The 897-nt window shown below is 70.7% G+C and carries 1 protein-coding gene; it reads left to right on the top strand.

What is annotated here, in order from left to right; genetic code table 11:
- A partial coding sequence (locus ACFOYX_RS36250) for an IS30 family transposase (RefSeq protein ID WP_377534831.1) occupies nt 1-897 on the top strand: 897 nt, incomplete at both ends.

Raw genomic sequence — 897 nt, 5'->3', positions numbered from 1 at the left:
GGAAGAGATATCCCGTGGCCTGGCCGAAGGCTTGGAGTTCAAGCAGATCGCGGTCCTGATCGGCCGTGACCCGTCGGTGGTGTCGCGGGAGGTCGCCCGGCACGGTGGCCGGGTCGGGTACCGGGCCTCGACCGCTGACACCGGTGCGGCGGTGGCGCGGCGGCGACCGAAGACGTGGGCGGTGGAGCGGTCGCCGGGCCTGCGGGAGGTGGTACGCGAGCGGCTGCGGCTGGGTTGGTCGCCGGCGTCGATCGCGGGTCGGTTGGCGTTCGACTATCCCGACGATCAGGCTTACCGGGTGTCTCACGAGGCGATCTACCAGTGGGTGTACGCCCAGCCGGTGTCCACTCTGGCGCGGGAGTTGATCGGTCTGCGTACCGGCCGCACGGCGCGTCGTGGCGGTGCCCGTCCGGCACCAGCGCCACGGATCCGCGAGCCCCGCTACCTCGACGAACGCCCCGCCGAGGTCGAGGGCCGGCAGGTCCCCGGGCACTGGGAAGGCGATCTGGTCATCGGCAAGGCGGGTAAGAGCGCCGTGGCGACGCTGGTCGAACGCACCTCCCGGTTCGTGGTCCTGGTCCCGCTGACCGGCCGGGACTCGCTGACCGTCGGCGACGCGATCATCGCCGCCGCCGGGGACCTCCCACCGCAGCTGGCCAGGTCGCTGACCTGGGACTGCGGGTCGGAGATGGCCGGACACGCCCGGATCACCGCCGCCGGACTGCCGGTCTACTTCGCCCGCCCGCACTCACCCTGGCAACGTGGCAGCAACGAGAACGCCAACCGGATCCTGCGCGAGTACTTCCCCAAGGGCGTCCCCATCACCTCCGACCCGAAATACCTCGCGATGGTGGCTTCCGAGATCAATGACCGACCGCGTAAGATCCACGGCTGGAA

The sequence above is a fragment of the Micromonospora sp. GCM10011541 genome (assembly GCF_042650725.1).
Classification (GTDB): domain Bacteria; phylum Actinomycetota; class Actinomycetes; order Mycobacteriales; family Micromonosporaceae; genus Micromonospora; species Micromonospora sicca.
The sequence above is the reverse complement of the archived record's forward strand: the minus strand, read 5'-3'. Positions and strand labels throughout refer to the sequence as shown.